The sequence below is a fragment of the Leminorella grimontii ATCC 33999 = DSM 5078 genome, assembly GCF_000439085.1.
In the GTDB taxonomy this organism is placed as follows: domain Bacteria; phylum Pseudomonadota; class Gammaproteobacteria; order Enterobacterales; family Enterobacteriaceae; genus Leminorella; species Leminorella grimontii.
In genome coordinates this window covers 147,163-155,730 of sequence record NZ_KE392227.1, presented here as the reverse complement: position 1 = coordinate 155,730, position 8,568 = coordinate 147,163, and the positions used below count along the sequence as shown (strand labels likewise).

Annotated in this window: 6 protein-coding genes and 1 tRNA gene; 3 read left to right on the top strand and 4 right to left on the bottom strand. The window is 57.6% G+C overall.

Annotated features, from left to right (window positions below):
• Nucleotides 1-803 (bottom strand): FAD-binding protein (locus G544_RS0119575; protein WP_027276137.1); only part of this gene is annotated, 803 nt, incomplete at its 3' end.
• Nucleotides 804-1,188: 385 nt separating this feature from the next.
• On the opposite strand from G544_RS0119575, the gene epmA reads away from it, so the two are divergent.
• Nucleotides 1,189-2,166 carry an elongation factor P--(R)-beta-lysine ligase gene (gene epmA, locus G544_RS0119570; RefSeq protein WP_027276136.1) on the top strand — a complete coding sequence of 326 codons (978 nt, stop codon included), beginning with the start codon at nt 1,189-1,191 and terminating at the stop codon, nt 2,164-2,166.
• An 81-nt stretch (nt 2,167-2,247) separates the two neighbouring features.
• On the opposite strand, the gene mscM is transcribed toward epmA, so the two are convergent.
• From mscM to rsgA, 3 genes are all read right to left on the bottom strand, one after another.
• The gene (gene mscM / locus G544_RS21180) at nt 2,248-5,568 is read right to left on the bottom strand and encodes a miniconductance mechanosensitive channel MscM (RefSeq protein WP_036024691.1); all 3,321 of its coding nucleotides are present in this window, start codon (nt 5,566-5,568) and stop codon (nt 2,248-2,250) included.
• Nucleotides 5,569-5,588: 20 nt separating this feature from the next.
• Entirely contained in the window at nt 5,589-6,464 is an 876-nt protein-coding gene (gene asd, locus G544_RS0119560; RefSeq protein ID WP_027276135.1) for an archaetidylserine decarboxylase, read from the bottom strand.
• Nucleotides 6,465-6,619: 155 nt separating this feature from the next.
• Nucleotides 6,620-7,663: a small ribosomal subunit biogenesis GTPase RsgA gene (gene rsgA, locus G544_RS0119555; protein ID WP_027276134.1), complete on the bottom strand. Its 1,044-nt coding sequence runs from the start codon at nt 7,661-7,663 to the stop codon at nt 6,620-6,622.
• Between the two features lie 101 nt (nt 7,664-7,764).
• On the opposite strand from rsgA, the gene orn reads away from it, so the two are divergent.
• The gene (gene orn / locus G544_RS0119550; RefSeq protein ID WP_027276133.1) at nt 7,765-8,310 is read left to right on the top strand and encodes an oligoribonuclease; all 546 of its coding nucleotides are present in this window, start codon (nt 7,765-7,767) and stop codon (nt 8,308-8,310) included.
• A 181-nt stretch (nt 8,311-8,491) separates the two neighbouring features.
• Nucleotides 8,492-8,567: transfer RNA gene (locus tag G544_RS0119545), tRNA-Gly, on the top strand.
• The last annotated feature ends 1 nt before the right edge of the window (nt 8,568 follow it).

Here is an 8,568-nt window from a genome sequence, read left to right as displayed (position 1 = left end):
CCGTAGTCCTGCAGGTAGCGGTAGCCGTCCTTGTTGACCATGATGCCGCCTTCGCCGCGGCAGCCTTCGGTCATCAGGATACCGGAGCCGGGCAGGCCGGTAGGGTGATACTGAACGAACTCCATGTCGCGTAGCGGGACGCCGTGACGGAAGGCCATGCCCATGCCGTCGCCGGTGACGATACCGCCGTTGGTGTTGTAGCGATAGACGCGTCCGGCGCCGCCGGTGGCCATAACGACGGCGTTGGCGCGGATTTGCACCAGCGTGCCTTCCATCATGTTCATGGCGACGAGGCCGCGGACGTGGCCTTCATCGGAGAGCAGGTCGAGGACGAAGTGCTCGTCGAAGCGCTTGATGTTGGGGTACTTGAGTGAAGTCTGGAACAGGGTGTGGAGCATGTGGAAGCCGGTCTTGTCGGCGGCGAACCAGGTGCGCTCGACCTTCATTCCGCCGAAGCGGCGGACGTTGACGGCGCCGTCGGGCTTGCGGCTCCAGGGGCATCCCCACTGCTCGAGCTGAACCATCTCGCGAGGGCTGTTCTCGACGAAGTACTGGACGACGTCCTGCTCGCAGAGCCAGTCACCGCCGGCGACGGTGTCGTGGAAGTGAAGTTCGAAGCTGTCGTCGTCGCGGATGACGGCGGCGGAGCCGCCTTCGGCAGCGACGGTGTGGCTGCGCATGGGATAGACTTTAGAAATCAGCGCAATGGTAGCGTTGGGGTTGGCTTCGGCGGCGGCGATGGCTGCGCGCAGGCCTCCGCCCCCGGCCCCGATAATAGCGATGTCGGCGTTAAAGGTTTGCACTGCATTCCTCCAATTGTTCCAAGGTGATAATAAAAAATCGTCTCATTTCGGCTAATCAAGTTTGTTGCACTAGGAAAATCTAATGTTGACCTTTTTAACCACCATATCTGTCGGCGATTCTGAAATAGGGCGCTATTCTACCCAAGAAGATGTAGATGAATTTTGATGTGGTCGATTTTTTGTGGCGATAAGAAGGATAGTGCTTTTATTTTTTTTGAAAATACAAACATTAATAAAATGTGATGAGTATATTAATAAATTGTATTTAGTAGGATGAAACCCTCTTCTATTTGCGACAAAAGCGGCGAACGCGGCGGCGGAATTTGTCTGTAGGAGAAGATAACGGTAGACTGCCCGACAAATTGAACTGTGGAGTGTATAAGTAATGAGCGATCTGGCCAATTGGCAGCCCAGCGCGTCTATCGCTAACCTATTAAAGCGCGCGAAGATCGTAACGGAAGTTCGCCGTTTTTTCACCGAGCGCGGCGTGCTGGAAGTGGATACTCCGGCGATGAGTCGAGCCGCGGGGACCGACCTGCATCTGGTTCCGTTTGAAACTCGCTACGTAGGGCCCGGCGCGGCCGAAGGCGCAACGCTGTACCTGATGACCAGCCCCGAGTTCCACATGAAGCGCCTGCTGGCGGCGGGCAGCGGCCCTATTTATCAACTGGGCAAGAGCTTTCGGAATGAAGAAGCCGGCCGCTACCATAATCCTGAATTCACCATGCTGGAGTGGTATCGCCCTCACTTTGACATGTATCGCTTGATGAACGAAGTTGACGACCTGCTGCAACAGGTGCTGGACTGCGAGCCCAGCGAAGTCGTTTCTTACCAGCAGATTTTCCAACGCCATCTGGAAATCGATCCGCTGTCGGCAGATAAGCCCCAGCTTCGCGCTGCGGCGGCCAAGATTGAACTGGGCGAGCTGGCGGAGAAAGAAGAAGACCGCGATACCCTGCTGCAGATGCTGTTTGCCTTCGGCGTCGAGCCGCACATCGGTCAGGACAAGCCGACGTTCGTCTACCACTTCCCCGCTTCTCAGGCGTCTTTAGCGGAAATCAGTTCGGAAGATCACCGTGTGGCGGAGCGCTTTGAGGTTTATTACAAAGGCGTCGAGCTGGCCAACGGCTTTTGCGAGCTGACCGACGCGGGCGAGCAGCGCCAGCGCTTCGAGCAGGAAAACCGCAAGCGCGAAGCGCGCGGGCTGCCGGTTCGCCCGATTGATGAATACTTTCTGGCGGCGCTGGAGTACGGCATGCCCGCCTGTTCCGGCGTGGCGCTGGGCGTCGATCGCCTGATTATGATTGCGCTGGGCGCGCAGTCGATTGCGGACGTGGTGGCGTTTCCGGTAGATCGGGCGTAGCGTGCAGTAGATAAATTGGAAACAAAACGGGGCGCAGCTTAAAACTGCGCCCCGTTTGTTTTTATCGCGTTATTTTCCGTATCACAACTCACCGGTCTTAAACGGCGGCCTGAGGTTGGAAGCGCGTCGCGCCATGGCGTTAACGCTCATCTGGAACGGCGGGAACGGCAGCGTCAGGTTGTTCTCTTCGTAGGCTTTCAGAATAAGGCTATGCATTTCATGACGCAGCGGCATGCGCATGCCCATTTCGGCGGCGAATACCCGCAGCTCGAAAATTTGAATGCCCTGCTGAATATCGACCAGGAAGGCGTCGGGCTGCGGCGTGTCCAGCACCAGCGGACACTGGTGGGCGGCCTCTTCCAGCAGGCGCTTGATCAGGTGTGGATCGGTGTCGGCGGTGGCCGGTACGGTCAGCACGATACGGGTAATCGAGTCGGACAGCGACCAGTTGACGAACTGCTCGGTGATAAACGCCTTGTTGGGAACGATGATCTCTTTCTTATCCCAGTCGACGATGGTAGTCGCCCGCGTGTTGATCTTGGTGATCGAACCTGTCAGATCGCGAATGGTGACGGTATCGCCAATGCGGATCGGCTTTTCAAACAGGATGATCAGGCCAGATATGAAGTTGGCGAAGATCTCCTGCAGGCCGAAGCCCAAGCCCACACCGAGCGCGGCGACCAGCCACTGAAGCTTCGACCAGTCCACGCCGATAAGCGAGAAGGCCACCATACCGCCGATAAGCATCAGTATGTACTTGGTGATGGTGGTAATGGCGTAGCCGGTGCCCGGCGACAGGTCGAGGTGCTGGAGGATAGCCAGCTCCAGCAGCGCGGGGAGGTTGCGCACTAGCTGCATAGTGACGATAAACACCAGCACGGCGATAAGCACCGAACCCAGCGTGATGGCCTGAATGCTCTCGGTGCCGGCGACGGAGGAGGTGACGTCCCACAGGCGAATGTTTTCCAGAAAGGCGAAGGCAGAATGGATCTCCGACCAAAGGATAATCAGCGACACCAGCGCGATCATGGTCAAAATTGAGCGCACCAGCTGTAGCGACTGGGCGCTGATGGCGTCCAGATCGACGACGACCGGCTCATCGTTATCCATTGAGCTGTCAGAGCTTGACGCCAAGTCGTCTTCACTTTTCGCTCTCTGGGCCAGCCGCTCGGCGCGCCGCTGCTTGGCGCGGTCGAACTCAATGCGGCGGCGTTGGATAAGCATCCAGCGGCGGATGATATGGTAAATCACCAGCAGCCCGAACCAAATAGCGACCGAGGCTTCAAGGCGTAGCAATAGCGCCTGGGCGGTGGCCAGATAGCCAAAGGCCGCCGATAGCGCCGCCGCAATGGGCGCAAATATTAAAAACGACCACAGCGCCTGATTGACGGCGTTTTCCCCTGAGCCTCGGCGATCCAGATAGAGCGGAATGCCCGCGCGGCGCAGGTTGGTGGTCATCATCACCAGCGCGCCGCACAGCAGAATAAAGCACAGGCGACCCAGCGTGCCGGAAAACTGCCTGTCGTTAAAGTAGTCAAAGCTGATGGTGGCGATAATCAGCGGCACCACCACCCACAGCGAGAGCTTGTAGTAGCGCATGGCGCGAGCGACGCGTGACTGCGACCAGCGGAAGTGGGCGATAAACAGCCCCTGCGGATGGGCGAAGCTGGCGCTTATCATAAACGCCCACATCAGCGGCACGGTTGCGTTGACGCCTTCGCCGATGGCGACGGCGATCGGATACTGCCAGGCGTGCTGTAATCCGTAGGCCAGCGCCCACCAAAGTATCGGCAGGGGAACGGCGGCCATAACGGACCAAAATACGGTTCTAAGCGTCAGGGAAAAATGGTCCTGAGTCACCTTGCCGATGCGGGAGGAGGCGCGTTCCAAAAACGCCTGATAGTGGCGACGGGAGCTGATGCTAAAGCCCACCAGGCAAATGGCGGCGAAAATCATGCCTACCGCCTCCTTAGTGGTCAGCATGGTTTTTACCGCACCGCTCAGCTCGGTGAGCGTGTCCAGAGAAAGCAGCTGGTTGAGGTCTTGAAACACCTGCAGCGGATAGCTGAGCGTCAGCGGGTTGACGTCCGCCACCCAGAATAAATAGCGGTGGGAGGCCTCTTTTATTTCTACCAGCGCTTCCGTCAGCTGGTTGTTGGAAACCTTAAGCTTGGTCAGCTCAATCAGCAGCGTGTCGTAGCCGGCGAGGAGGGATGAAAGCAGCTCCTGCTGCATTTTCACCTGCTGCTTGACCAAATCCTGCTGCTGTTCCGTCAGCGGCTGGCCGTTGTCCTGAGTCAGCCCAGCCATATGGGTCAGCTTGTCGCGACGCTCTTCCAGGCTAAGGCGCTGGACGCGCATGTCGGCCATTTCGGTATCCAGAAGCTGGGACTTGGGCACCTCCGGCAGGCGGGAAACCTGCAACCGCAGGGATTCGCCCAGCGCCGTGGACATTCCCAGCCACTGTGACTGCTCCGTCAGGGTGGTGAACGCCTGGCGAACCTGTAGGATTTTACCGATCGTCGCGCGCTGCTCGGTGGAGATCTGGTCCATCTTCTGCGCCTGATGGCTCAGCATTTCGGACAGCTCCTGATTTTCCTGCAGCAGCTTGCGCACCGACGACGGCAGATCGCCGTGCTGTTCCGCAAGCTGGGTGGTGTGCTCCAGCGTTTGGCGGCTTTCCTGCTGACGCTGCTGGTTAAGCTGGGCGTTAACCAGCTGAAGAAGCGCGTCGGTCTTCGCCTGTTGGGCCTTCAGAACTTCGGCCTGAAGGCGGGATATTTCCTGACGGTTGCTGGCGGAAAGCTGTTCCAGCTCCAGCTCGTCGACCTTGGCCTTGTTGAAGGCGATCTCTGCCTGAAGCTGCGCCAGCTTGGCTATCGCCAACACTGAAGACTGATTCTGATCCGGCAGTCGCCTTTCCAGATCGCTTAAGGTTTTGCGGGCATTTACCAGCTGAGTGGGAAGCTGGCTCAGCGAGTTGGTAATTTCCCGCGTGCGGTCCTGCTCTTGCTGGAGCTGGCGGTTTAATTCCAGCAGCCTGCTGTTGGTCTGAATAGACAGCTGCTCAAGTTCGGCGATGGATAACCCTGCCTGAGGCGGCTGCGGCGCGGCGCTTTCGCTTTCCAGCTGCGTGCGCAGGCTTTTGGTTATTTTGGGAAAGTCGTCGATAGACTTGCGGTACTGCTGGCTGCGGGCCAAAGACTCGCTGCGTTCGGTAAGCCAGTTGAGCGCGCCCTGATAGGCCTCAAGGACTTCCTTTTGGTTCGGGATGTCCTTGTTGGCTTCAGCCTGCTTGAGTTCCTGCTTGATCTGCCCTGCGTCCGGCAGCGCTGCCGCCCAAGCGGGCCCGAGTAGCGTCAGATTTAGCAACAGTGCCGACAGTAGGCGCGTCAGTTTCATCCAAAAGTTTCCGCTGAGAGTTAAAAACGGGCCTGATTGGCGTCGGCAAAGCGTTCGCCCATCCGGGTCGGCGTTTTGCACTGAAGGTGTGGGGCAAAGGTTACGCTGTTTTGAGTAAACAGGTTGATAACGGTTGAGCCCAGCTTGAAGCGGCCCATTTCCGCGCCTTTTTCCAGAACGATTGCGCCTTCGTCGCCTTCGGCCGGGTAGGTCCAGCGCTTGAGGACGCCTTCGCGCGGCGGCGTAACGGTACCCTGCCACACGGTTTCTATGCTGCCGACGATGGTAGCGCCCACCAGGATCTGCACCATCGGGCCAAACGGCGTATCGAACAGGCAGATAACGCGCTCGTTGCGGGCGAACAGGTTGGGGACGTTTTCCGCCGTGAGCGGATTCACGGAGAACAGGTCGCCGGGAACGTAAATCATTTCACGCAGCGCGCCTCGGCAGGGCATGTGCACGCGGTGATAGTCCCTCGGTGAGAGATAGATGGTGGCAAACAGGCCATTCTGGAACGTTTCTACCATCGGCATGTTGCAGGCCAGCAGCGCTTCCAGCGTAAAGTCGTGCCCTTTGGCCTGTATCAATTTTCCGTCAGTAATCGGCCCTAGCTGGCTGACGGCGCCGTCTGCGGGGAGCGCAAGCTGGTTTTCGTCAGCTACGATCGGGCGAGCGCCCTCTTTGAGCGGGCGAACGAAGAACTCGTTGAACGTCGGGTAGGATTCAGGCTCAGGACTCTGCGCTTCCTGCATATCGACCCGGTAGTATTTGGCGAATGCCTTGATGACCAGATGGGTAAGCCATCCGCCCTGCCAGCTCGCGGCCCAGCCGGCTAATTGAGTAAGCCCCTGCTTGGGGAGTAAATATTGAAATCGTATTTTTATGCGATCCAGCACGGGTAGCCTCGTTTTATTGGATTGACCAGAGTTAGGCACTGCCTAGGTTGCGCATTGTAGCGGGGGCGGAGAATAAAGTCATTTTCCCCAAAGGCCCAAAAGCTATGACCGCTGCAACGCTTCAATGTTCCTGTTTGAAATACGCAGAAGGGGAACTAGTCCTTTGCGTCGTTAGGATTTTTTCTGCTTTTGACTTCCGCCATGCTGGTGAGAATTTTCAGGTAGTTGTCATAGCGCTCTTCGGCGATTTCCCCTGCGTCTACCGCCTCGCGGATGGCGCAGCCAGGATCGTCGACGTGCTTGCAGTCGCGAAAGCGGCAGTGGCCGATAAATTCGCGAAACTCCACATAGCCGTGGGTGACCTGCTCCGGCTCCAGGTGCCAGAGGCCGAATTCGCGCACGCCGGGGGAGTCGATGATGTCCGCGCCGTTGGACAGATGGTAAAGGCGAGAAGCGGTGGTGGTGTGCTGGCCAAGCCCGGACGCGTCCGAAATGTCTCCCACGTCGATAGTGGCCTCTTCCGGCGGCAGCAGCGCGTTGAGCAGGCTGGACTTTCCTACGCCGGACTGCCCGGCGAAGATGCTGACGCGGCCTTTAAGCTCTTCGGTGAGTTCATCCATGCCTTCCCCGCTGACGCTTGAGAGCAGCAGCACCGGGTAACCAATATTGCGATAGATTTGCATCGCCTGTTCGACGAAGTCGCGCCCTTCGTTGTCCAGAAGGTCGACTTTATTGAGCACGATAAGCGGTGAGATGGCGACGGTTTCGCAGGCCACCAGATAGCGATCGATAATGTTGAGCGACAGCTCCGGCACGATGGCCGAGACGATAATAATGCGGTCGATGTTGGCGGCGATGGGCTTGATGCCGTCGTAAAAATCGGGGCGGGTCAGCACGGACGTGCGTTCGTGCACCGCTTCGATAATGCCCTTGGCGTGCTCGGAAAATGCGGGGCGCCATACGACTCGGTCGCCGGTAACCAGCGACGGAACGGTGCGACGAATATTGCAGCGGTGCAGGCCGCCTTCGATGTCCTCCACGTCGGCGTGTTTGCCGAAGCGGCTGATGACGACGCCTTCCTGCGGCTCGTCAAACAGGGAGTCGTCCGGTTCTGCCTTTTGGCTGCCGGTTTGCAAACGCCGCTGATGGTTGGCGGCGACCCGTCGCTGCTGGCCTTTGGACAGTTTCTTTTTACTCACAAAGCATCCTTTAAAAACACCTTTTTGATACGGCGCAGTCGCCCGTTACGCGTGAAAACGCTATGATACACTGATGTTTGACTAATCACGCAGGAATCATCATGTCTGGAAGTGAGAATAACCTGATTTGGATCGATCTGGAAATGACCGGTTTGGATCCGGAGGTTAATCGCATCATCGAAATCGCCACTATCGTGACGGACGCCAATTTGAATATTCTGGCGGAAGGGCCGGTTTTTGCCGTTCATCAGACCGACGAGCATATGGCAATCATGGACGATTGGAACACCACAACCCATACCGCCAGCGGGCTGGTGGAGCGCGTTAAGGCGAGCCCGATGGACGAAAGGGCGGCTGAGCTTGCCACCATCGAGTTCCTGCAAAAGTGGGTGCCGCAGGGTGTATCGCCGATTTGCGGCAACAGCATAGGCCAAGACAGGCGCTTCCTTTACCGCTATATGCCGGATTTGGAGCGCTATTTCCACTATCGCTATCTGGACGTCAGCACGCTCAAAGAGCTGGCGCGCCGCTGGAAGCCGTCGATCCTGGCGGGCATTGAGAAGAAGAGCACCCATCAGGCGCTGGACGACATCCGCGACTCGATTGCGGAGCTGGCCTATTATCGGGAGCATTTTATTCAGCTCTAGGTAAACAGGGTCTAAGTGTGCGCCTATTGACTGGTTACGGGATAGGCTGTGCTGCCGGTTTAATCGCCAAACGGTATAAAAAGCCGGTTTTTTTGACTCAAGGGGCTTGCGGGCGGTGCTAATTTTCGTATAATGCGCTCCCCGTGACGTTATTATTTCTTGATAGTACGCCACTTGGAATGCGGGAATAGCTCAGTTGGTAGAGCGCAACCTTGCCAAGGTTGAGGTCGCGAGTTCGAACCTCGTTTCCCGCTCCAA

What these genes read in the sequence shown, in the direction of transcription:
- epmA (WP_027276136.1), top strand. Translation starts at nt 1,189, where the DNA reads ATGAGCGATCTGGCCAATTGGCAGCCCAGCGCGTCTATCGCTAACCTA.
- mscM (WP_036024691.1), bottom strand. Translation starts at nt 5,568, where the DNA reads ATGAAACTGACGCGCCTACTGTCGGCACTGTTGCTAAATCTGACGCTA.
- orn (WP_027276133.1), top strand. Translation starts at nt 7,765, where the DNA reads ATGTCTGGAAGTGAGAATAACCTGATTTGGATCGATCTGGAAATGACC.